Genomic DNA, 24,428 nt, shown 5'->3' with positions numbered 1-24,428 from the left:
TGTCATGAACAAATTAATAAAAATAACGCTGATACTGGTAGCTGTTTGTACGCTGGGTGCCTGCAAGAAATTTCTTGACATCACGCCTGACAACGTAGCCACTATCGATTACGCTTTTCGCCTGCGCAGCACAGCTGAAAGGTATTTATTCAGTTGCTACAATTATATGCCTGCACTGGGCGCATTCGACAGTAATGTAGCAAATGCTGCTGGTGATGAGTTTTGGTTGCCGGTAAATCATGGTTCAAATGCCTGGAAAATCGCCAGAGGCGGGCAGAGCAAAGCAAACTCCTATATGAACTACTGGCAGGGAAATAATGGTGGAAAGGATCTTTATCAGGGAATCAGGGAATGTAATATCTTCCTTGATAATATAAATAAAGTACCTGATTTGGCTGATTTTGAAAAGGCAAGATGGGAGGCAGAAGTTAAGTTTTTAAAAGCCTATTACCATTATTATATTTTCAGAATGTACGGACCGGTTCCTATCATTAAAGTGAATGTACCAGTAGATGCTAGTATAGAAGAGGTATATCCGGCCCGCGCACCTATAGATTCCTGTGTAAACTATATGGTACAGCTATTGGATGAAGCGATACCAAATTTGCCAGAGCGCATAGATAATGAAGTGTCTGAACTGGGCAGAATTACCAGAGCAATTGCTATGTCTATAAAAGCGGAGATTTTGGTAACTGCAGCGAGTCCGTTGTTTAACGGAAACCCGGATTATGCAGGTTTTAAAGATCCGGAGGGCACCCTTCTTTTTAGTCAGAGCTTTGATCCAAAGAAATGGGAACGCGCCAGAGACGCAGCTAAAGAAGCGGTAGAATTCAGTGAGTCACTGGGGCATAAGCTATATGTTTTTAATCCGGCATTTTTCCAGTACAAAATATCAGATACCATCAAAATTCAGATGAATATCAGAAATGCACTGGCAGAGAAATGGAACCCGGAGATCATCTGGGGAAACACCAACAGTATGGTTGGTAGTTTGCAAAATCAGTCGACACCAAGGGGCCTGGACCCGGCCAGGGTATCCAACTCTACTACTAACGGAAATATTGCGCCTCCATTGAAAATAGCAGAAATGTTTTATAGCAGCAATGGAGTACCAATAAGGGAAGATAAGAGTTTTGACTATGCCGGTAGGTTTAAGCTGAGAAGCGTAACTGCTCCTTATAAGCGGTATTTGCAGGAAGGTTATGTTACTGCATCACTTAACTTTGACCGTGAGCCTCGCTTTTACGCAGACTTAGGTTTTGACGGAGGTGTCTGGTACGGGCAAGGACTGTTTGATGACGCTAAAAATATGCTTTTTGTGTCGGCTAAAAAAGGCCAGCCTGCTACTGCTCAAAACGAGTCAAGCTATTCTGTAACTGGATACTGGCCTAAGAAACTGGTAAATTTTAACAACGTAATCGGCGAGACAACCTATACTGTACAGACCTATCCATGGCCGATGATCAGGCTCGCCAACATGTACTTGTTATATGCGGAAGCAGAAAATGAAGTTAGCGGACCAAACAGTGTAGTGTATAATTATGTGAACCAGGTAAGGGCAAGGGCGGGATTGTTTTCTGTTCAAGATTCATGGTCTAATTACTCTAATAATCCAACCAAATACACTACTCAAATTGGTATGCGTGAAATCCTTCATCAAGAGCGTCTGATAGAACTTGCTTTTGAAGGGCAGCGTTTTTGGGACTTGCGCAGATGGAAGAAAGCTGGAGAAGAGCTAAATAAACCTATTACAGGATGGGATCTGATACAGGAAGATGCAGCCTCATACTATCGTGAGCGAGTGATTTATAACCAAACATTCACTGCACGTGACTATTTATGGCCGTTGCCTGAAAGCGAGTTGCTAAGTAACAAAAGGATCAACCAAAATCCAGGATGGTGATGATGAGTTATAAAAAAGATGTTTCAATTAAGAAATCAGTAATTATGTTAAAATACCTGCTATCAATATGCCTGGTGATCATCATGATCACTGGCTGTAAGCAAATGAAAACAGAACCGTTCAATAAGAGCGACAGCGCACCGGCACCAGTCACGAACGTTAAGGTAGTAAGTTTACCAGGCGGAGCCAGTATCAGCTATGACAGGCCGGAGAATATGATGTACGTTAAAGCCGTATATTCTATCCGCCCGGGAGTAGAGCGGGAAACTAAAGCTACCTATTATAAAAACTCTTTGACTATTGAGGGTTTTCCGGATACTAAAGAATATGAGGTAAAACTGTACGCAGTGAGTAGGGGTGAGAATGCTTCTGAGCCTGTTACAATTAAGGTGAATCCATTGATCCCACCTGTAATGACCACTTTCGAATCCTTAAAATTTGAGGCTATTTTTGGCGGTATAAGAATTGGCTTCTCCAATCAATCTGAGGCAGAACTGGTGGTTAATTTATTAACGCAGGATTCCATTGGCGACTATGTTCCTGCAGAAACTTTCTATACTAAGAGAAAAGAGGGATTTTTAAATGCGCGCGGATATGAGTCGGCACCAAGAAAGTTTGCGGCCTTTATTCGTGATCGCTGGAATAACCATTCTGATACCATTTATACGGAAGCTACACCAATCTTTGAACAACAATTGGATAGGACTAAGTTTAAAGAACTGCGTCTTCCTACAGATACCTATGTGTCTCATTGTTGCGGTAACGGTATGATCAGTATATGGGATGGTGCATGGAATAACGGAACTGTATTCCATACAAAGCCCGGTACCGGACTGCCTCAATGGTTTACCTTTGATCTTGGTGTGACGGTTAACCTGAGCAGGTTTAAGTTTTACCACCGCCTGGGTGGTGGACAGCAGTCTACCGATGGAGCTTATACCGGTGGCGACCCAAAAATATTTGAGCTGTACGGCAGTAACAGCCCTCCACAGGACGGTTCCTGGGCCAATTGGGAATTAATATCTGAGTTTGAATCTATTAAGCCATCCGGATCTCCGGTTGGAACCGTAACAACTGAAGATTTTCAGTTTGCTGTAGTGAATGGTGAGGATTTTGATATCCCGCCTGGAACACCAAAGTATAGATACATCAGATGGAAAACGAACAGGGTATGGGGTGCATTGGATCATCATTACATAGCCGAACTGATGTTCTGGGGAAGTAAAGATTAATAATTTCATTAAATACAAACTAATCAGATCGATATGAAATTGAAAAATATCAACAAAGTGAAGCATGTAGCAGGACTTTTCGTCCTGTTGACTTCACTAATAGCATGCAGTAAAATGGATGCGACATATGTAGACTTTATAAAGAAGGGATCAATCACTTATGTAGGTACTCCCGATTCCCTGAAAGTTTATCCTGGAAAAAATAGACTTAAGCTGGAGTGGCTGATTTCAGACCCTACTGCTACGAGGGCTCAAATCTACTGGAATAACAAGAGTGACTCACTTAACATACCTGTAGTTGTAGATCCGGTGACCAAAAAAATGACTGTCTGGTTAAACAACCTAAGGGAAGGATCCTACTCCTTTCAAATCACATTTTATGACAAGGATAACAACCGCTCGGTAGTTAGCAACACGATCGGCAGAGTATATGGTGACAATTATGTAAATACACTACTAACAAGGCCCGTAAAAAGCGCCATATTCAGGAATGATTCGCTGGTGGTAACCTGGGGAGCCGCAGATTTAACTGTAGTGGCGACAGAGTTGAATTATAATGATAAAAACGGGCAACTGCACACCGCTATTACTCCTCCAAGCGAAATAGTGACTAAGTTTCCTAACTATAGTATGGCAGCCTACGGAACGTTTCAATACCGTTCTCTTTACGTTCCGGACTCTTTGGCGATAGATACTTTTTACACGCCTTATCAGACTGTAAAAGTAACCGGACCGCCAATAGACTATGTAAGAACTGCCTGGACCGCAAGTGAGACAGACTATGACCTAACGAATCCCAGGATGCCTAAAAACGTTTTGGACGGTGTTCAAGGTACCATTTGGCACATGGATAAAGTAAAAGGCTATCCGCAGCAAATGACTGTGGATATGAAGACAGAAAACCTAGTGAACGGGTTCTTCTACAACCAGCGCACGGCGCTGGACGGTCCCGTAAAGTTGGTGGAACTATTGTCAAGCAATGATGGTGTTACCTGGAAGTCACTAGGTGCTTATACTTTCGAGAACATTGGAACCAAACAGTATTTGGAGCTACTGGAACCTTCAACTTTTAGATACTTCAGATTAATTGTGCGTTCCGACTACAAGAATGGTACAGCAACAGCTTTGGCTGAACTCGGAACCTATAGAAGGTAAATATTATATACTCGCTCTTTTTGCGGGACTACCGAAAGGTAGTCCCTTTTTTATTATCCGATGGGTTGCATTAAACCCTTACTTAGACCTGCTCAGATATCCCACCAAATCTATCACTTCCTTATCCGTCAGTGTTTCAAACAACCCGTTTGGCATCATGGACACTGGCATTACTTCCCTGGTCTGAATATTAGACTTATTGATCAGTGTTGTTTCCTGACCTACTATACGCATCGTTATCTGCCGCTCGTTTTCTGCGATTACATTGCCGGAATATGTACGTCCATCGCGGGTAGTGATCACCACCAGTTTATAATCGTCCTGTATCTCAGCACTTGGGTCAAGTACATTAAACAACAGGTAATCTATTTTTGACCTATTAGAGCCTGTCAGATCAGGGCCTATTAACCCACCTTCACCATAAAGTTTATGGCAACTGCCGCATGTTCTCTTAAACAATGCTTGTCCTTTTAGCATATGGGCATTGTCCAGCGCCTTGGGTGTAAGCAATGTATTGTACTTTTTATAAGCAAGCTCGTTGGACGGCAACTGGTCTATCGGCCCCCAGATCTCTACAAAACCACTTCCTGCCACGCGCCTCAGCTGCCTGGCTACACTTGGCGGGATATCCCGTTTTTCTATAGACTTATCTTTGATTGCCAGGGCCAGCAACCAGCCAGATCTTGATCTGGAAGCAAGTGTCTGTATGGTCGCTTCCTTATCCTTCTCATTGAAGCTGGAGTATTTGCTGAGCAGGAGCTTGGCCAGTCGCTCGTCATCAAAGTTTGCAATGGCACGGATGGCGTCATTGCGCAGCGCAGCATCGTCCAGCAGCAGGGCGAGTTCTTTCAGTAGGTCAGGACGCTGCTGCGAGGCCAGTGCTACCAGTGCTTTTCTCCTGTTCTCTACCGCAGCAGATTTATGGCGGAGCGTAGCAAAGTACTGATTGGCCGCTTCTGTATCCCCAAAGAACTGTGCTATTTCCAGCGAAAGCTGCTTGTTTCTTTCACCCGAGCCCTGTAATTTGGCATAAGTTGTTTTCCAGTCGGCAGGAGTTTTGAGGTCTGTCCGTCCTTCCAGTGCATCACGCATACCAGCTATCATGGCAGTATCTGCACTGTTTTGCTTACCCAGCCAGGTCACCAGGGTATTGGTCTGGTCGGCATCTACTGTACGCCTGGCGATATATTTCCTGATCAGGCTCAGTTTACTTTGGGCAGCAAGATCTAGCGCTTTAGCAGGGTATTTTGCGACCAGGGGCTCTATACCAAACCACAGCATCTTAGGTAGGTTATGGTCTTTCTCGTCTGCAGCATGCTGTAGCAGGCCACTTGCAATTGCCCAGCGCTGATCAAGACCGAGCCGCTGCATGGCAGAGGCCAGGTAAAGCCGTACTACAGGCGATTTTTCCTGTGAGGCCATCTTGGCAAACTTTGCGATAACCGGTTCGGCAGGTGCGCCATCCTCCCAAAGCAACTGTACGGCCCAGCCGCGGATATACGGCTCTTTGTCGTCCAGGGCGCTTACAAGCTCAGTCTGTGACAGCCCTTTAGTAACATGCAAGGCCCACATAGCCCTTAGCCGGTAGTTGACCTCTGGGTTGCTGGTGTAAATAGCCGTTAAGGCTTTATGCGTGTCTTTTTTCAGCTTTCCTGTATAAGCCCTGTTCTGCAGGATTACCCGCGCACGTCTCGAGTGCCAGTCGCTCTTGCTGGTCTGCAATGCTACCAGTTCTTTATCTGCCAGTTTATTTAAATCTGCATACCTGTTTTTAAAGTTCTCTGCCAGTGATGTTTTAGGCGAGATGCGAAACACGCGGCCGGTTTCTTTGTGGAGTACCGAACCACCGCAGATATCTGCATCATGCCAATCCAGTACATACAGACTGCCATCAGGGCCGACGGATGTGCTAAAACCGACCCATTGTGCATTGTTGGCCGACATCAGGTCATCGCCATGCGATCCTGAAAAGCCTGAACCTTTAGGTGTTAAGATATCGGTAAGGATGGCATGCTCATGGATATTGGCCATAAATATCCGGCCTTGCTGATCCTGAGGGAAGGCATCTGACTGGTAAATACTCGCGCCGCCATGCGCAGACCTGTGGCTATGGTCTGCAATGGTTTTGATATCAGAATAGGTATACGGATTGAAATGCTGGCCGCCCTGACGGTGATAGATTCCTCCGGGGATCACATACCAAAGGTGGGGTATCACACAGGCGGTAATGAACAACTGACCCTTGGCATCATAATCTATGCCCCAGGGATTGCTAAAGCCGTGTGAAACTACCTCAAACTTATCTTTGAGCGGATGATAGCGCCATACACCGCCATTGATGTCTACACCTTCACCTCTTAGTATCTCATCATCTGGAAAGGGCTCTTTGTGACTATACAATTTTCCTTTGCCCACAGGTTTCTTTATACGCGAAGGCGTAGCGAAACCTTGCAAGCCATAGAGCCATCCATCAGGCCCCCAATGGAAACTGTTCATTGTCTCGTGCCTGTCGCGGATGCCCCAGCCGGTCAGCCGGACTTCTATATCGGCCATATCCGCTTTGTCGTCGTGGTTCTTGTCTGGTATAAACAGCAGGTTTGGCGGCGCGCCGATAAACACGCCGTCAAATCCCACAGCCATCGCGGCAGGGAAGGGGATGCCATCGGCAAAGACCTTTTTAGTGTCGGCCTTGCCATCATGGTCAGTATCCTCCAGGATCAGTATCCGGCTGTTGCCATCGTTGGAGAAGCCAGATGATCTTGCTTCATAATCGCGGTTTTCCGCTACCCATAGTCGGCCTTTATCGTCCCAGCAAAAGGCCATCGGCTGGGTGATCATAGGTTCTGCCGCATATACATTGGCCATAAAGCCATCTTTGAGTGTCATGGCATTTACTGCTTCTTCAGGATTGAGGAACTTCGCATCGCGGCCTTCCTGCTTGGCCAGTGCCCAGAGGTCTACCGTAGCCCAAGCGGGGTCTTTACCTGCAAATTTACCCCAGGCATTGTTGAGTTCCAGGTCATTGAAATTGCCGGTATAGGCCAGCAACTGGTATCTTAGTGTTTCTGTTTCCCCTTTTTTTATCGTCCAGTCGGCATCAACAGAGCGAACCGGGCCTACGCCCATTTGTTGATCTACCCGCCATTTCTGCGGATAGCCTTTATTACCAGGATGATCAAAGATCGCCATATGGGCTTTGTCACTTCTTCCTGCTACCTGCATGGCAATATCTACCCAGGTAGAAGGCTGTCCTTCAGCTTTTTCATTGCGCTGGCGTGAGGCATTGATGACCTCAGCATCGATACCCGGCTTCCAGGGCATCCTTAAAAACAGACCCCCGTAAGGATATTTGCCTACTGTGACGTCCGTTTTTGCTTCACCTTTCCATTCCAGGCTGAGTACAAATTTTCCGTTCAGGCATTCCATGCTCCAGTTCTGGGTTTCAGTCATGACCGTGCCACCTTTTTCATCCAAAAGATCATATACGGTTTGCCATGTTACGGTAGTGCCTGCTTTTTCAATGGTGCGAACTGCTACCCGCTTCCAGTAGCCATTGCCGGGGTTTTGGAAATAGTTGCGGCCGTTTACATTGGTCAGGCCCCAATAGAGGCCGGTTTGGTGTTTGTGGTGTTCGGGACTAAATTCGGTGAGCACCCCTTTGCCATCAGGAGCGGCTATGGGGTGGATATATGGACGGAAGTTTTCTCCTGCGTTTTGTACCAGAACGGTTTGTTTTGTGTCAGTTCTGACAATAGAGATGGTTCCTGTCTTTTCATCCTGTTGTGCCAGGAGCTCAACTTCGGCCTTATTAGTGAAATATTTGGGGCCAAACCAAAGGGTCAGCACAAAGGTGATCAATAGCAGAACAGATTTTAACATACAGGAAGTGGTTTATATTCGAGTAATAAATATAGGCATCCAGTCCAGTATATCAAGCGTTTATTTAAATATTTGTATAGACAAGTTAGCCACCTTCTTTGGGGTCATATTCAAAAGGCAACTGATCACCGACCCGCAGTTTAGACCAGAATCCTTGCATCAGGATATTCTGATTTTCCGAATAGCGGCCTTTGGCATCAATTTCTGCCTTGATCATCAGCACAGAGCCAGTCTTGTCCAGATATTCTATGATCTTATCTCCTTTCGCCAACCTAAGCTCATCTGCTGCCTTCTTGGGGTCATAGACTGTATACAAACGCTTTGGATATTTTACGACGATAAAGTTGCTGTCTACCCGTGTAATAAGCTGAATGGTAGATACCGGATTTGGATCGGCTACCATCGGAAATAACTGGTTGGTAACTGCATACGTCAGAAATCCTTCCTCGCGGGTAGTATTGGTATATAATGCCCTTAGGTAGTGCATCAACGATCCCTTATAGGTCTTCTCCCTGTTTACCTTCCATTCTTTTTTTTGCGCTTCAGTTCCTTTTAATGGTTCAAAAAAAGCTTCACCATCATAGGTGGTCACGTCACCGGCACTGTTGTACTGAAAGTTGCGGAGCAGGTATTTAATGCGATAGCCTAATTTGTTGTTTTCTACGATCAGGAAGTCCTCGGCTGTAGCCTGCATCAGCGCTTTGTTGGTAGAGAAGTCCAGCACATCCGGGTTCATGAGCACACAGCCTTTGGCATTTTCCGATTCTCCCAAAAAGTATTTGTTAAAAGTCTTTAAAAAGTTCTTTCGCTTGGATTCATCGCCGATCACTACACCTTTCAGGGCAATTCCCTTTTCCTGGAGAACCAGGTTTACCACTTCTGAACCTCCTTTGATCACTACTTCCTGCTTTGCCGGAGCATAACTAAGCAGGTTAACGATGAGCTGGTAGGTACCCGCACTAAGGCCGGAAATACTGAAAACCCCATCTTTATCGCTTACGGTAGCGATTTGAGAATTACCAATGAACACCGTAGCTGATTCCAGCTTTTCACCTTTGGCATTGGTGAGGGTTCCACTGATGGTGAAACTTTCCTGCGCAGGTAAGACAAAATGAGACAGCAGTAAGATTAAGAGTAAAAGCGTTTTATTCATTTCAGAGAGATTAATTGCATCTGAAACTAAGCTACAGAAAACAGTTTAAGATTCAAACTATCCCTGGCGGAATTTATGTCATTCCCTGGCCAGCACCACCTGTTGGGTAAAGCGGATTGCATACTGCAGGTTTTTTCTAAAAACAGGAAGGCATTCGTGGATGTGATTTTTGATATCAGGGTCCGTAGTATTCAAGCTGCTTTCATAAAACTTAACTGAGTTCTGATAATCTTCGATCATCATCTTTACATACGAAACGTCAAATATGTTCTTAACCCTATCGGGCGTTTCATCTGATGAAAACTGCATGTCCATATCTACAGGTATTTCTTTAAGCAAGCTGGGGTCGGCCAATATATTTGGCAATGAGACATTCTTTTTGCCGGCCAGCAGCAATAATTTGTTGTTGACCTTAACCTGGTCATTATGTGCCAGTATTGAATACTTCCGTAAATGTTTATCCACTACTTTTTTTTGTGCAAAAATACCAAGCGCCACCCCATTTATTCCATCTATTTCAGACTGCTGTAAAAAAGTCTCGTTACTGATGGGTTTCTTTTCCTGACCAATGGTACCCATGGATAGCATTAAAAGAATGATTGAAAAGAATGTCACTGCGTACTTCATAACAAAGAGCTTTCGTTGAGTGATACTTAATGAACAATATACGAGTAATTTAGTTTTAACTATGGCATTATTTCTCATGGATTATGTTTATATACAATCCAAATAATATATAGTCAAGTTCTTTAAATTAGCATCTCACTGAGTACCAAATAATTTCTAATTATTATCTTGCGGTATAATTGTAAATATGCACCACCATCTACTCTTAATCCTCAGCTTATTATTTTCTGCATTCCTGCTGGTAATGCTGGCACAGCGAATAAAAATCGCCTATCCGATCTTTCTGGTAATTGCCGGATTGGGCATCAGTTTTATACCGGGAATTCCCAGGCTGCACTTGGACCCGGAAATCATATTTCTGATTTTCCTTCCGCCATTGTTGTACGAAGCAGCATGGTATACCTCATGGAATGACTTTTGGAAATGGAAGCGACCCATTGCCTTGCTGGCCTTCGGTCTGGTATTTACTACCTCTATGGTGGTAGCTTATACTTCTGTGGCCATTATCCCTGGTTTTACGCTGGCATTGGGCTTTTTGTTGGGCGGGATCATCTCGCCGCCAGATGCGGTAGCGGCTGCTACCGTATTGAAAGGGATGAAGATGCCGAAACGCATCATGACCATTCTGGAGGGTGAAAGCCTGATCAACGATGCCTCCTCACTGATCGTATTCCGCTTTGCGCTGATGGCCGTGCTGACTGGTACCTTTTCTCTGCAACAAGCCACAGGCCAGTTCTTCTTGGTAGCAGGAATGGGTATTGTGGTCGGCCTGGTTGGGGCACACATCATGTACGTGGTACACCGGTTTTTACCGACCACACCCGCCATTGATGCCGCATTTACGGTCATGACTCCTTATCTGTTATTTCTTGGTGCAGAGCAGTTCCACTTTTCAGGTGTAATGGCAGTTGTAACAGGCGGACTGTTCATTTCGTATCGTTCGCATGAGATCTTTCAAACCGGCAGTACGCGCTTGAATATGCTGGGGGTATGGACTACCATGATCTTTGTGATGAATGCTGTGGTGTTTATCCTGATAGGTCTGGCCCTTCCGGATATCATAGAAGGCCTTGGCAACTATTCGGTAGCTGATGGGATCAAGTATGGTTTGATCATTACCGGTATCATCATCGGGATCCGCTTTATTTGGGTGTATCCGGCTACCTTCATCCCCAGGATGATCAGTAAGAAAGCAGCTCAAGAGCCTAATCCAGGCTGGAAAGGTCCTTTGGTGATCTGTATGGCGGGCATGAGGGGCGTGGTATCGTTGGCTACGGCCTTATCTATCCCTTTGCTAATGACCGACGGAACCGCATTTCCACTCAGAAACATCATTGTCTTTATCACCTTTGTGGTCATATTTGTGACGCTGGTATTCCAGGGACTGTTATTGCCACTGGTGGTCAGGCTAATTAATCTGACGGAAATAGATCCCGTAATTCCAGAAGAAGAGCAACAGGCAAGTATACAGGTAAGGCTGAACAAAATTGCTATGCAGACACTGAGTGGGAAATATACCGCTGATGTAACTAAGAATGAACTGGTGGCTTTTTTAAAGCAGGACCTGGAAAGAACTACCGGCGGACTGGAACTGCAACTGGCCGCCATGCAGTGCAATGAAACTCAGCTGCATGAAATAGAACGCTATCAGGAAATCCTGCTGCATATTTACAGCCTGCAGCGCAAAGAACTATTTCAGTTGAGAAAGGAAAAATTTCATAGTGACGAGGAGATTCGTAAGGCCGAGCTGCAGCTGGACCTGAACGAATTAAAGATAAGTTGAGCGGTATGACCGGGTATTTGATATTAGATTATTTATTGACCTTGCTGCACCTGCTAATCGTAGGCTTCAATCTTCTGGGCTGGATCTGGCCTGCTACAAGAAGGGCCCATTTTATAGTGGTTGTGGTGACTGCCTCCTGCTGGCTTTTATTGGGTATTTGGTACGGTATAGGGTATTGTCCGCTTACCGACTGGCAATGGCAGCTAAAGGAGCATTTAGGGGAGCAGGGATTGCCAAACTCGTTCATCAAATATATGGTGGATAAAGTTAGCCCGGTAGCAGTGTATTCGGATACGATAGATACATTGACCGCCGGTGGCTTTGCAATAGCGGCCTTTATGTCGGTGTATCTGAATTTCTTCAGGAAGAAGAAGCGTAAATAGGTACCGATTTTTGAATGGCAAATCTATAGCCTTGCTGACAAATGGTATCTTGCGGACTGAAAATAGGATAATATATGCAAACAGAAAAGGAGAAAATGCTGGCAGGGGAATATTACCTGGCAAATGATGAAACACTGGTAAAAGAAAGACTGGAATGTAAGCGGCTGTTGAAGCAACTGAATGTAGATGAATACCTGATGAATGAAAATTCCAGAAAGGTATTGAATAAACTGATTCCAAATGCTCCGGACAGCCTGTATATAGAACCACCTTTTAACTGTGATTATGGCTATAACATCAGTTGTGGTGAAAATGTATACTTTAACGTGAACTGTGTGGTATTGGATGTAATGCCTGTAACGTTGGGAAGTAACGTGTTTTGCGGGCCTGCGGTTCAGATTTATACAGCTACGCATCCGCTGGATGCGGTGGCAAGGAGAAGTAAGGAGAATGCAAAGCCGGTGACTATAGGCGATGATTGCTGGATAGGGGGCGGTTCCGTGATTTGTCCGGGTGTAAAGATTGGAGCCAGGTATGTGATAGGGGCAGGATCAGTGGTGACGAAGGACATACCAGATGATTCACTGGCTGTAGGAAATCCGGCAAGAGTGATCAGGAAGCTTGAAGTACCTTTAGCCTAGTACAAACAGCGGAATAAAGAGTCTATCTATATACATTTCTGAATTTCTGGACATTTGGTGCTTTATTTGTGTTTTACTTGAGTAGGTTCTGCCAGCGGATGAGCAGCGGAAGATCTCCGGCTCAGGTTCGGCTCAGCAGCGGGTTTTTCCGAACCTGAGCCGAACCTGAGCCGAAGCTGGCCCGAAGCTGGTCCGAAGCTGAAAGGGTGTCAGATCAAACGCAAATCGCAGACAGACAGAAAAGCAGACACATCGCTGTCTTACTTTGGGGGCTTGAGAAGTTTTCCTGAATAGGAGATAAATCTGCGCTTGTCTTGGGTACTTTAAATTAAATATGTAGATTAGTTTTGTGGTATTGATGTCCAAATGATGCACAATGAAAGTATTCACCAAACGCCCTGATAATGAACTGGCCCTGCTGGTAAAAAAAGGTAATAAAGAAGCATTTACGGAATTGTATAACCGGTACTGGACAGTGCTGTTTCTGCATGCGCGTAAGATGCTGAAAGATGACGAAGAGGCTAAGGATGTGGTACAGGAGCTGTTTGTGCATTTATGGAACAGGGCTGATACGCTGGATCTTAATAGTTCTATTGCTGCTTATCTCTATAAAGCAGTACGGAACAAAATCTATAACCTGATCGCACACAAAAGGGTGGTCAATGATTATCAGCAGTCGCTGATCAGCTTTTTGGAAGAAGGGGAACTCATAACAGAAGAACTGGTCAGGGAAAAAGAACTTGCGCTGATCATAGAGCAGGAAATTCAACTATTGCCGCCAAAAATGCGCGAGGTGTTTGAACTGAGCCGCAGGCAGCACCTTTCGTACAAAGAGATCGGTGCCAAGATGGGTATTTCAGATCATACGGTAAAACGGCAGGTAAGCAATGCATTGAGTATATTGAGGACCAAACTTGGCGTATCGACAGGCCTGATCTTTTTATTGCTATGTAAATAGTGTACTACAGAAATATTTTACTTTCGTCTAATACCTGCAAGCGGGTAAACTGTCTTAACAATATATAGCCAAACAGCCATTGTTATGAACGACATTTTACTGACAGATCTTTTAAGGAAACAACGTGAGCATATTGCTACTTTAGCGGAATTGAACCTGCTGGAGAGCTGGTATCTGCATGAAAGCAGTAGGGCTGCTGAGGCAGTTGAGGAAGGGCAACTGGAAAAGGCAGGACAAGAGATCTGGAACAGGATACTGGAAGATACAGGTATAGATGAACCTGAACCTGCAAGGAAAATGTGGTATACACGGGCTGCAGCAGCGGTAATACTCGTCACTCTTTCTACCGGTTTATTCTTTTATTTAAACACAAAGCCTGTGAAGGAGGATGTGATAGTACCGGGTGAAGATCAGGCTACACTGACACTGGGAGATGGAAGGGTGATCTTGCTTAATAATACAGGCGAGGGACAGCTGGCAGACCAGGAAGGTGCAGTTATTTCTAAAACTGCTGATGGAAGACTGATCTATGGTAATTCCCATGCAGGAGCAGTGCCGAGATACCATACCATAAAAACGCCTAAAGGCGGACAGTATAAGGTGGTATTGCCCGATGGGAGTACAGCCTGGCTTAATGCTGCTTCGTCGCTCAAGTATCCTTCATCTTTTGCTCCTTTGAGGGAAAGGAGGGTGGTACTGACAGGTGAGGCATATTTTGAAATTAAGAAGGCCGGAAAGCCTTTTAAAGTAATCAGCAGGGGACAGGAAGCGACTGTGCTGGGTACTAAATTTAATATCAATGGCTATGCAGATGAGCCTACGGTAAGGACCACTCTGGTAGAAGGTTCGTTGAGAGTCGTGGCGCTGAAGGCACCCATAAAAGGAATTAAGAGGGCCTCTGTTATACTTAAAGCAGGAGAGCAGAGTGAAGTGGCGGATTATATGATTCAGGTAAACAGGGAGATTGCCGCAGAAAATGACCTTGCATGGAGAGCTGGTGAGTTTAGGTTCAATAACCTGGGAATAAAAGGGTTCATGCGTACGATAAGCAGGTGGTATGATGTAGATGTCTACTACAAAGGGGAAGTACCTGATATCAGCTATGGCGGAAGTATATCAAGAAGCACTAAGTTTAAAACATTGTTGGAAATGATGGAATACATAGGATATGTGAAATTTGAGGTGAATGGAAGAAAGGTGATCGTAAGCCGACCACCCATTCCTACCCCAAAGCCTGTTAATAAATAAGCTTGTTATAAAAATACTGGTCTGTCCAATTTTATGGCGATGCGGTGGGCCGCATTCATCAACCCCACATGGCTGTATGCCTGAGGGAAATTGCCCCATTGGCTTCCGTCTTTTTCATCAACATCTTCACTGAATAATAGCATGTGATTGGCATATTGTATCAATGATTCAAATTCTCTGATGGCATCGTCTAGCCTGCCTACACAGGCCAGTGCTTCTACATACCAAAACGCGCAGATCAGGAAAGTTGTTTTTGGCTTGCCAAAATCGTCTGTATGTTTATATCTGTAAAACAATCCGTTCTCAGCTTTGAGTTCGTTTTCTAATGCAATTAAATGATCTTTGGCTCTTTGTGAATCCGGATCTAAATAGTTCATCAGAATGAGCTGCAAGGTACTGGCGTCAAGATGCTCACTACCGACTGCATGGTTGTAAACTTTTCTTACTGGATCGTAACAGTCTTCTATGTGCTTTGCTGCTTTGTTTATCAGTAAAGTGGCGCGCTCTTCATATTCTTTATTACCAATGGTCTTAGCCATTTTTAAAGCCGCATTGGCACCTGCCCATTGAAACAGATTGGTATAGCAATGGGTATTGGCGATGTTGCGGAATTCCCAGATGCCGGCATCTTTTTCGTCTATGGTACGTTCTATTTTTCCCAGCAGATAATCCAGCCATTGAGAAGAATCCTGTCTTTCTCGGAAAATGAAGCGGTGGTCTGTATACAAGGGAAGCATGGAAACCAGTACCTGCCCGTAAATATCGTTTTGGATATGTTCATAAGCCTGATTGCCAACACGTACAGGCTGATTACCGAGGTAGCCTTTGATGTCTGTGAGGATGCGCTCTGTAAGCTTTCTTTCTCCGGCAATGCCAAACAGTGGTTGGTATCGTTCATCGTCTCTGAATGAAATATCGGTAACATAATTAAAGTATTTTTCCATTTCTTCAAAATGGCCAATATGGTTTAGCGCAGTGATCACGTAATAGGTGTCACGCATCCAGCAATACCGGTAATCCCAGTTTCTGGTACTGCCAGGAGATTCGGGCAAGCTGGTGGTGCTGGCCGCAATGATAGCGCCTGTGTCTTCATACTGATGGATCTTCAATACCAGTGCAGAGCGGATCACAATGTGCTGGTAAAAACCGGCAATGTTGGAGTGCTTGATCCAGAGCCGCCAGTATTTGACAGTCTCTGTAAGAAATCTTTCGGCAGTGCTGATGATGGGTGCATCCAGCTCATGACCATAAGTGAGGATTAGGTATTTGGGCTCGTTTAGTGCAAAATATCTTTCATCTTCGATATAGCTCAGTGATATATTGGTGGTGAGGCGCATGCTTTCTGCACAGCCCTCGTACTCGATGTGATTGCTACCGCGGCTACCATTTAGCTTTTTTGCTCCATAATCACATACAGGCCTGCATTTTACTTTTATTCTTGGATTTCCTTCTATAGGCTCAATTTTACGGATCAACATGAGCGGTTTATAATACCTTTCATGCTGGAAGAACCTGGGTGCAAAGTCGGTGATCCGGTATTTGCCTTCGGGATAGCTGATCTCTGTGCAGACGATATTGGTATTTTCCAGATAATACTGTCTGGAGATGAATTCGCCATGCGGACGGATGGAAAATTCGCCGCCTTTATCATCGTCCAGCAGTCCGCCGAACACAAAGGTGCTGTCAAATCTGGGCCAGCAAAGCCAGTCTATATTGGTGTTTTTATTAATATGGGCAAGATAGGCACAATTGCCGATGATGCCGGTTTTATAGAGGTGTTTTTCAGCCATGTGATCAGGTGTTTTCTATTGTCTGTTTTTGTCTGAGCAATTCTTTAAGTAGTTCTCTTACTTCTTTATAATCCCTTAAATAATACCGGGCAGCAGAAATATTACTGCCTACTTTTATGGTATAAGCTTGGGGAGGCAGGGCTTTGAAAATATCTTCGTCTGTATGGTCATCGCCCAGCGCTACAGTAAAATCAGGATTGTTATTGTAAAGCCAGTTTAAGACGGCTTTTCCTTTGTTTACTTCTATGTTCTTAAATTCTATGACCTTATTGCCTTCCATCATCTGTAACCCTTTGTCGGCAATGAAGATTCTTAGGTGATTGGTAATCTCGTTGGCCCTTAGCTCACCCAATCCTTTTTCTACCTTACGGTAATGCCATACCAGCGAATAGCTTTTTTCTTCTATGAAGGAGCCGGGCGTACGATCTGTATAAGTGTCCAGCACGGTTTTTACTTCCTGTTTCCATTTATCGGTGAGAAGTGGCAATGCTTTCCAGTCCTCGTTGAGGTGTTTTTGCCAGGCACCATGTTCTGCTATCATATCCAGGTTGATGTGGCCAAACCACTTTTGCATGGTCTCGTAATTTCGTCCGCTGACCAGTACTACCCTGTTTGCAGGATCTGCGGTAAGCTCGGTCAGCAGTTCATAAAGCCGCTGATCTGGCGATGCTTTGTCTATATCACCCTGAAAACCGACCAGTGTTCCATCATAATCCAGGAATATATACCGGTCTTTTGCAACAGCATAATCTTTACTGATCTGAGATCTTACTGCCTGTACCGCATGTTTAGCAAGCAGGGATTGTTGCATTTCTTTTACTTCTTTTAGTTTATCCATAAAGTTTTTGACCCACAGATGAATGTTGAATTTTTTTACAATATGCCTCATGCTGCTCATGCGCAACTGCTGCTCATCGAGCGGCATGTCTATTGCTTGTACAATGGCACGCATAATATCACCTATGTTGTTTGGATTTACGATAAGTGCATCATTGAGTTCCTTGGAGGCACCCGCCATCTCGCTCAGCACTAAGACACCATCGTTATTTGTTCTGGAGGCTACATACTCTTTACTTACCAGGTTCATTCCATCACGCATGGGCGTTACCAGACAAACGTCTGATATGCTATATAATGCCGACAGGAATTCTACAGAAAATGATCGGTAAAAATAATGTATCGGCGTCCAGCTAAGGGTACGGAAGCGCGAGTTGATATTACCTACCAGCTGATCTATGTTGTCCCTAAGTTCCCTGTATTTAGGTACAGTATCCCTTGAAGGGACGACAACCATAAATAAAGAAATCTTTTCTATCAGGTGTGGGTGCAATTGTAAAAGCAGTTCCATAGCCTGGAGCCGCTGAATGATACCTTTGCTATAGTCGAGCCTGTCTATAGATAAGATGATCTTAAGGTTTTTCTGGCTTTTTTTGAAGGTTGCTGAATGACGTGCTACTTTTTCATGTGTGGTAAGGCGTTCAAATTTTTCGTAGTCTATCCCCATAGGGAATGCTTCTACAACTACCTGCCTGTCTTTATATAGGATGATATTGTCCTGAAGTTTGCCTGATGAAAGCCTTGAAGCAGCGCTAAGGAAATGTCTGACGTCATCAAAAGTGTGGAAACCCAGCAAATCTGCACCGAGCATTCCTGATATAAGTTCCTCACGCCATGGTATGAGCCTGAATATCTCGTAAGAAGGAAAAGGGATGTGCTGGAAAAATCCAATGGTAATATTAGGTTTTTCGGTTCTGATAAGATAGGGGAGCATGAGGAGCTGGTAATCGTGTACCCATACGGTATCGCCATCCAGAATATTATCAATAACAGCTTGTTTAAACTTTTCGTTTACCGATTTATAGAAATTCCAGTATGTTTGGTCGAAATTTGCATAAGTAGCGAGATAATGAAATGTAGGCCATAATACCTCGTTTGAAAAGCCCTCGTAATAAAGATTGATCTCTTCAGCGGTTAAAAAAACCGGTACAAGATTGAGTTCGGCCAATTTGTCGGTTACTTCCGCTTGCCGCTCTGGCGGTACTTCAATGCCAGGCCAGCCTATCCAGATATTGTTGCCATCCTTATATACGGATCCTAGACCAGTAGCTAGACCGCCTTCGCTGGGTCTTAAAATATACTCGCCATTTTGTTCTGTAATCTTGACTGGCAGGCGGTTTGATATAATGATTGTTTTGTTAATAGTTATCATATTCTACTAAAACAACCCATTTAACGCCCGGTTGTTTGGAATAATTAACTAAATAGTCTTAGGATTGATTTTCAAGGTGGTTACGCATAGCATTCCTGAACAATAGAATCAATTGCCCGTCCCGACTATCGAAAAAAGTTTGCAGTCCAATGTCGTACCTTGGCGTTAAATTTGTTGATGCTCAGCAAACATTCAGTAAATAGTGTCCATTTTATGTCCAAAATCCGAAATTCCTGTCTCCACCTGTCTTTAATATTGCTTAGTTCTTGTTCTTCTGTATACATGCCAAATGTGCCCAACACACCGATGCTGAGCACAAAGGGTGAGTTTAGCGGAGGTGGACATATTTCATTGCGCGGAAATGCCAGCATCAACGGCGCATATGCTGCATCTGAACATTTTGGTGTACTGTTTAGCGGCTCGTATATGAATAATGACGGTAGGAGCAAAGATTACAAGCACAAACTTGTGGAAATAGGAGGCGGGTATTTTAATAATTTTGGGCCGGATGACAACCGGATTATTGAAATATATGCAGGTTATGGAGGAGGAAGAACGGATCGGGTATTTCGCGACTATGATGATGATATGCTGATCAGTACAGATATAGAAGAGGTAACCTATAACAAAACGTTTTTTCAAGTCAACTACAGTTCAAAAAAGACAGACAACATCAGGATGTTTGGCAAGGATTTTCCGGTCAACTTCGGAACAGCATTGCGTATCAGCAGTGTGGAGATGAAAACCTTTATACGGAATGGCAAGGGTCAGTTAAGGGAAGGAAATGTATTTTTTGAACCTATATTTTTTACGAGGATGCGCTTAAGTGATACCTGGCAATTACAATATACCTCCAGTGGTAATTTTGGATTGAACAACAGGAAGTTTATGACTGCTGGAAATTCATTGTTCACTATAGGCGCAGTAGTAAACATCGGTGGTACTAAAAATAAATAAGGCCAGGCTATTTAGCCTGGCCTTATTTATCTGTTGAAGATTTCTTTTAATTTGACAGAAATATCAGTGTTTTTAATGCGTGTCTTTCTTTAGAAGCAGGCTGATCTGCTTTTACCTTGATAAATACATCATGAAATTTTCCATCGGTAACAGGAGATATATCTATCCGTCCTGATACTTTATCTGCTTTTCCAACCTGCGTCCCATTTTCTGAATCTATCCTGATCTCAAACGTATAGTTGATGTCTCCGCTTTTTTGTATGCTGGTCCCAATTGCTGCAATACCGGTCAAGTCGATGCTTTTAAGTTTGATCCATCCTTCTTTTTCAGGGAAGATAAGGGATATATCTCCTTTATTGTCTTTACGGGCAAAGCCTGAGAGGTCTTTTAAATCCCTTGCATCAATCACACTACTTCTAAGATTGGCAACATAAGTGTCACTAAGTGGTTTCAGACCTACACCACCCATATCAGTATAAGTGGCTTTGATATTTAATACCGGTGCCGTTGCTTTAGCTTCAGCAGGAGTAGTGATTTTGCCAACTGCCGGAAGAGTAGGGGTACTATTTCCACCCGCACTAAGGCTCAGGATCCACTCGGCGATCTGTTTGGCTTCAGATTCCTTCATTGTAGGATGTGCTGGCATCGGCACTTCACCCCAAACACCGGAGCTTCCTTTTATTACTTTACCTGCAATGTATTCAACAGCATTACTTTTCGTTTGATACTTCGAAGATACCTGCTTAAACATGGGGCCAATTGATTTGGTGTCTACTTTATGACAAGTACTGCAATCTGATTTAGCCATCAATGCCTGGCCTACTAAGGTTTGCGCAGCTTGCTGATGACCAAGTTGTGCACCGGCCATATCAAGACCTTCCGTAAAGCTGCTGGAAACATAGATTCTGCTTTTATTTACCACAGCACCTTTGTCAGAAACCTGAACATTATAGCTCACCGGATTACCCGGGAACCAAAAGCTTTTGTTTCCAGACAAAGCGATATTTACCGAAGGTTGTGCATTTCCGGCAGAAACGACAATCGTTTGGCTTTTCGAGCTGGCTCTACTTTTATCCATCACTGTCACGCTAACCGAATATTGACCGGCTTTTGTGAAAGTATGCTGTACTTGGGGAGTAGTTGTTGTTTTAAGTATAGCACCTAACTTCCATACATAGGTTAGTGCATCTTTGTCAGGATCTGAAGCTTCTACCTTTGCGGTCATTTTATAAGGCAATAAGCCACTGGTATTTTCGATAGTAAGGTTTTTTACCACAGGAGGTCTGTTACCTTCCAGGTAGTCAATCCTTGCGATACCGGCATCTGGATTTTTAGCGAACCATCCCTTACCATATTCCAGTATGTACAATTTACCATCAGGACCTTGTTCCATATCAATGGGTGCTGCCAGGGGTACATTCTCCATGAAAGGTTCCATACTTAAGTAATCTCCATTAGGGGCCATTGTTACCGCTTTTACCCAACCTCTGATCCATTCATAAATCAATAGCTTACCATTGTAATAGGCAGGGTATGGTGATGCGCCAGGTTTGGTATAATAAACAGGTCCTGTCATAGCCGTACGGCCACCTGCACCAACTTCCGGAAACTCTTTAGATTCCGCATATGGATAATATATAAATGCCGGATTTGCTTGAGGCAATTCTGTAAGTCCTGTATTATTAGGTGAATTATTGATCGGCTTGGCCGGATCAAAAGCAGCTCCATTAGTTCCATTTGTAAAATCGTAGGCTTTATAAGGATAATTGTTTCCTATAAATAAAGGCCATCCAAAATAACCGGCTTTACGAGCCTGGTTCATTTCGTCATAACCCCGCGAACCTCTTAAGTCATCATCCGCATTTGCATCCGGGCCAACTTCACCCCAGTATAGAAATCCAGTTTTCTGATCTACCGAGATCCTGTATGGATTTCTGTTTCCCATTACATAAATTTCAGGCTTTGTTTTTGGAGTTCCTTTAGGAAAAAGGTTACCATCAGGAGTAGTGTATGAGCCGTCTTCATTTACTTTGATCCTTAGGATCTTCCCTCTTAGGTCATTGGTATTACCGGCAGACCTTCTGGCATCGTACTGCTCAAAGCCAGGACGATTGTCCAATGGCGCATATCCTTTATTTACATATGGTGTATTTGGTGCATCAAAAGGGGTAGAGTTGTCACCTGTAGAAACATACAAATATCCTTCAGGTCCAAAAGCAATAGAACCACCGGTATGGCAGCAGATTTCCCTCTGAGAATAAAACTCTAAAATTACTTTTTCAGACTCAGTAGTGATCTTATCATTTAAGAGCTTAAAACGTGAAAGCCTGTTTACAGATTTAGAAATCGGGCTGTAAAAGGCGTAAACGTACTGATTTTTAGCAAAGTTAGGATCCAGTGCCATGCCCAATAACCCTTCCTCGGCATTTACATTGGGTACACTTGTTTTTGAGTAAACCTCCAGCTTTCCAGCATCCTTTAGAGTTTTAGTCGCATTTTTATAGATTAGGAATTCCCCTCGTCTCTGGGACACCAGTATATCTAAGTTGGGAAGTACCGCGAGTTCGGTCGGCTCTGTAAGCTGTCCATGAACTAATTGAACTTTTACAAATCTGTCCTGATCCGGTGTGTCTATTCTGTTATTGATCTTTGATTTGTTTGCAGGGGAATTCCTGTTTAGCCAGGTACCCGGGCCACTAGTCTGATTAAACGGTATTAAAGCAGTAAATGCAATACCGGAAATTAATAAAGCAAAAGAAGTTTTCATTTAAGTCAATCGTGTGTTTTTGGTTTCGATTGCTAAATATAGATGATTATTTTATAAAATAAATATTCTTCGCAATCGATTTCCAAACTATACTAAAAATCCTTATGAAGGACCTAATAAATATAATCAAATCAACCATAATCATTAAATGCTTCTTGTTACGCTACAAAATAGATTTAGCAAATAAATCAAGGCTTATTCCTTCATAAAAAAAGGTTCTTGTTTTTTGTAACAAAATCATTATTTTGCGAAGCTTTTTTTGACCAATCAAATTAGTACTTTTAACTTTTTATAAACCAAATAACACACTATGAAGCTTAATTATTTAAGGTTTGGAACAACAGCTTTTGTCTGGTTGTTAGGAACTGCGCTTGTGTCAGGTCAGCAACTTGCCGACCAGTCAGGATTTGATCTGAAAGATCTTTCTTCATTTAAGGACCCCGGTAAGACATGGTCTGTAGCCGGCGGTGTTACAGCAAACTTGAATGAGACAAATGTGCTGAACGTTACCAAAGGAACTGGGATTCTAGTGAATCTGCCATCTAAGAAAACTCATGGAACCGACCTTTTGACACTTGGATCACATGGAGACATTGTACTGGATCTTGACTACATGATATCCAAAGGAGGAAATTCAGGAATCTATTTGCAAGGCGTTTACGAAATTCAACTGGAAGATTCCTGGGGTATGATCAATACATCAGCAGCCAACAATGGTGGTATCTATCAGCGCTGGGATGATTCCAAACCAGAAGGCAGAAAAGGTTACGAAGGTTCTGCGCCACGTCAGAATGTATCGCGTGCGCCAGGCTTATGGCAGCACATCAAGATTGCATTTCAGGCACCAAAATTTGATGGTTCAGGTAAAAAAACTGAAAATGCAAGAGTGATCAGCATCGAATTAAACGGTGTATTAATTCATGACAATGTTGAACTATCTGGCGTTACCAGGGGTGCTAACGGAGAAGAAAAACCACTTGCCCCGCTTCGTCTTCAAGGAGATCATGGAGCGGTTGCGTTTAAAAATATTAAATTCTCCAAGTTGACTGCCGACGCATCCAACAGAAGAGGGGACAATACCAACCCAATCTATATAGACGTTAATACTACTCCTAATATCCGCAGTTTTGTAGACATTCCCGGAGGTTCTAAAGTTGTTCATGCAATTTCTGTAAGCAGCCCGGTTCAGGTACACTATAGTTATGACCTCGATAACGGGTCACTGTTTCAGATTTGGAGAGGAGATTTTGTTGACGCAACTCCAATGTGGCATGAAAGAGGTAATGGTACCTCCAGACCCCGCGGAAGTACGACTGTTTTTACAAAGAAACCGGTTCCGGCTCTATCAAAACTTGCTGATGCACAGGCTGCATGGCTTGCAGATACTACTGGTACAGGCTTTAAAACTAAAGGCTATACTGTAGATGCTCAGGACCGTCCTACGTTTCACTACAACATGTATGGAACAACCGTGACTGATGCAATTAAAGCCATAGATGGTGGACAGGGCATAAGCAGAACAATCAGCCTTGCAGCTCCTGTTGACAATGTATATGCTTTAATAGCTGATGGAACCAGCATAGAGGAAGTGTCAAAAGGGCTATATGTTATAGACGGGCAGTCATTCTATTTAAAATTTGACGATGTAAAGGACAAACCTGTAATCAGAGATGCAAACGGCAATAAGCAGTTAGTTGTATTTGTGCGAGGTAAGTTAAATTATTCTATTTTATTATAATTCAG

At 43.6% G+C, this 24,428-nt stretch carries 16 protein-coding genes; 10 read left to right on the top strand and 6 right to left on the bottom strand.

The window, feature by feature from the left end:
- The first annotated feature begins 4 nt into the window (after positions 1 to 4).
- Genes EZ437_RS15750 through EZ437_RS15740 form a run of 3 tightly spaced genes read left to right on the top strand, consistent with a single transcriptional unit; the run spans position 5 to position 4,290 of the window.
- Complete coding sequence (locus tag EZ437_RS15750; RefSeq protein ID WP_131597023.1) at positions 5 to 1,903, top strand: RagB/SusD family nutrient uptake outer membrane protein; 1,899 nt, start codon at positions 5 to 7, stop codon at positions 1,901 to 1,903.
- The gene (locus EZ437_RS15745) at positions 1,903 to 3,135 is read left to right on the top strand and encodes a DUF5000 domain-containing lipoprotein (protein ID WP_165500439.1); all 1,233 of its coding nucleotides are present in this window, start codon (positions 1,903 to 1,905) and stop codon (positions 3,133 to 3,135) included. Before EZ437_RS15750 ends, EZ437_RS15745 begins: the two co-directional genes overlap by 1 nt.
- 33 nt (positions 3,136 to 3,168) lie before the next feature.
- A complete protein-coding gene (locus EZ437_RS15740; protein ID WP_131597021.1) occupies positions 3,169 to 4,290 on the top strand; it encodes a DUF4998 domain-containing protein in 1,122 nt (373 codons plus the stop codon).
- 78 nt (positions 4,291 to 4,368) lie between these two features.
- Here the strand turns inward: EZ437_RS15740 and EZ437_RS15735 are convergent, their stop codons facing one another.
- From EZ437_RS15735 to EZ437_RS15725, 3 genes are all read right to left on the bottom strand, one after another.
- Positions 4,369 to 8,169 carry a PVC-type heme-binding CxxCH protein gene (locus tag EZ437_RS15735; RefSeq protein ID WP_131597020.1) on the bottom strand — a complete coding sequence of 1,267 codons (3,801 nt, stop codon included), beginning with the start codon at positions 8,167 to 8,169 and terminating at the stop codon, positions 4,369 to 4,371.
- Positions 8,170 to 8,254: 85 nt separating this feature from the next.
- A complete protein-coding gene (locus EZ437_RS15730; protein ID WP_131597019.1) occupies positions 8,255 to 9,322 on the bottom strand; it encodes a carboxypeptidase-like regulatory domain-containing protein in 1,068 nt (355 codons plus the stop codon).
- 78 nt (positions 9,323 to 9,400) lie between these two features.
- The gene (locus EZ437_RS15725) at positions 9,401 to 9,949 is read right to left on the bottom strand and encodes a DUF4142 domain-containing protein (RefSeq protein WP_165500438.1); all 549 of its coding nucleotides are present in this window, start codon (positions 9,947 to 9,949) and stop codon (positions 9,401 to 9,403) included.
- A gap of 187 nt (positions 9,950 to 10,136) precedes the next feature.
- On the opposite strand from EZ437_RS15725, the gene EZ437_RS15720 reads away from it, so the two are divergent.
- From EZ437_RS15720 to EZ437_RS15700, 5 genes are all read left to right on the top strand, one after another.
- Positions 10,137 to 11,732 carry a Na+/H+ antiporter gene (locus tag EZ437_RS15720; RefSeq protein WP_131597017.1) on the top strand — a complete coding sequence of 532 codons (1,596 nt, stop codon included), beginning with the start codon at positions 10,137 to 10,139 and terminating at the stop codon, positions 11,730 to 11,732.
- 5 nt (positions 11,733 to 11,737) lie between these two features.
- Positions 11,738 to 12,115, top strand: coding sequence for a DUF2784 domain-containing protein (locus EZ437_RS15715; protein WP_131597016.1), 378 nt, complete (start codon positions 11,738 to 11,740; stop codon positions 12,113 to 12,115).
- Between the two features lie 74 nt (positions 12,116 to 12,189).
- A complete protein-coding gene (locus EZ437_RS15710) occupies positions 12,190 to 12,756 on the top strand; it encodes a sugar O-acetyltransferase (RefSeq protein ID WP_131597015.1) in 567 nt (188 codons plus the stop codon).
- Positions 12,757 to 13,132: 376 nt separating this feature from the next.
- A complete protein-coding gene (locus EZ437_RS15705; protein WP_131597014.1) occupies positions 13,133 to 13,714 on the top strand; it encodes an RNA polymerase sigma factor in 582 nt (193 codons plus the stop codon).
- An 84-nt stretch (positions 13,715 to 13,798) separates the two neighbouring features.
- Positions 13,799 to 14,962 carry a FecR family protein gene (locus EZ437_RS15700; protein WP_131597013.1) on the top strand — a complete coding sequence of 388 codons (1,164 nt, stop codon included), beginning with the start codon at positions 13,799 to 13,801 and terminating at the stop codon, positions 14,960 to 14,962.
- A 5-nt stretch (positions 14,963 to 14,967) separates the two neighbouring features.
- Here the strand turns inward: EZ437_RS15700 and EZ437_RS15695 are convergent, their stop codons facing one another.
- Together EZ437_RS15695 and EZ437_RS15690 are read right to left on the bottom strand one after the other, a co-directional pair.
- Complete coding sequence (locus EZ437_RS15695) at positions 14,968 to 16,752, bottom strand: glycoside hydrolase family 15 protein (RefSeq protein ID WP_131597012.1); 1,785 nt, start codon at positions 16,750 to 16,752, stop codon at positions 14,968 to 14,970.
- Between the two features lie 4 nt (positions 16,753 to 16,756).
- Positions 16,757 to 18,961 (bottom strand): bifunctional alpha,alpha-trehalose-phosphate synthase (UDP-forming)/trehalose-phosphatase, encoded by a 2,205-nt coding sequence (locus EZ437_RS15690; RefSeq protein ID WP_131597011.1) that lies wholly within the window; start codon positions 18,959 to 18,961, stop codon positions 16,757 to 16,759.
- Between the two features lie 213 nt (positions 18,962 to 19,174).
- Here EZ437_RS15690 and EZ437_RS15685 point away from each other — a divergent pair, with 213 nt between their 5' ends.
- Positions 19,175 to 19,918, top strand: coding sequence for a hypothetical protein (locus EZ437_RS15685; protein ID WP_131597010.1), 744 nt, complete (start codon positions 19,175 to 19,177; stop codon positions 19,916 to 19,918).
- Positions 19,919 to 19,964: 46 nt separating this feature from the next.
- Here EZ437_RS15685 and EZ437_RS15680 read toward each other — a convergent pair whose 3' ends face one another.
- Complete coding sequence (locus EZ437_RS15680; protein ID WP_131597009.1) at positions 19,965 to 22,685, bottom strand: PQQ-dependent sugar dehydrogenase; 2,721 nt, start codon at positions 22,683 to 22,685, stop codon at positions 19,965 to 19,967.
- A 310-nt stretch (positions 22,686 to 22,995) separates the two neighbouring features.
- Here EZ437_RS15680 and EZ437_RS15675 point away from each other — a divergent pair, with 310 nt between their 5' ends.
- Complete coding sequence (locus EZ437_RS15675; RefSeq protein ID WP_131597008.1) at positions 22,996 to 24,423, top strand: 3-keto-disaccharide hydrolase; 1,428 nt, start codon at positions 22,996 to 22,998, stop codon at positions 24,421 to 24,423.
- Positions 24,424 to 24,428 lie beyond the last annotated feature (5 nt).

It is taken from the genome of Pedobacter psychroterrae (assembly GCF_004331695.1).
In the GTDB taxonomy this organism is placed as follows: Bacteria; Bacteroidota; Bacteroidia; order Sphingobacteriales; family Sphingobacteriaceae; genus Pedobacter; species Pedobacter psychroterrae.
The sequence above is the reverse complement of the archived record's forward strand: the minus strand, read 5'-3'. Positions and strand labels throughout refer to the sequence as shown.